General features: G+C 69.6%; 1 protein-coding gene. It reads right to left on the bottom strand.

Annotation, left to right across the window (positions count from 1 at the left end; translation table 11 throughout):
• The coding region (locus AC1DYG_RS20025) for an STAS domain-containing protein (protein ID WP_477641592.1) at nucleotides 1–424 on the bottom strand (424 nt) is incomplete at both ends.

Below are 424 nucleotides of genomic sequence, written 5' to 3'. Positions count from 1 at the left end.
CTCCAGGTCGCGCTGCGGGACCTCCGCGAAGTAGATCGTGATGCCCTGGGCGGACAACTCCTGTTCGAGGTCCCGGACGTGGTGCATCACGGTGGTGGTGATCTTCCACGCCCGCGAGCAGTCCAGCACGACCGTCTTCGCGCCCCCGGCGTCGATGCGTTCCCGGATGGCCGTGACATTGGCCAGCACGTTCGCCGTGTACAGGGCCGAATTGATCCGCAGCACAAGCGGATCGGACGGCTCCGTCGGAGCGTCCTCGTCGCCGCCGGTCCACCGGCCGTCCGCGTCGCGGCGCAACTGCACCACGTGCGGCTCGTTGAGCTCGCGCAGCACCAGGTACAGGGTGAACAGCACGCCGACCGCGACCGCGGGCAGCAGGCCGGCCGTCAGGCCGATCAACGCCGTCGCCAGCGCGACCCAGAAC

The organism is Pedococcus sp. P1_H8 (genome assembly GCF_056405175.1).
The sequence above is the reverse complement of the archived record's forward strand: the minus strand, read 5'-3'. Positions and strand labels throughout refer to the sequence as shown.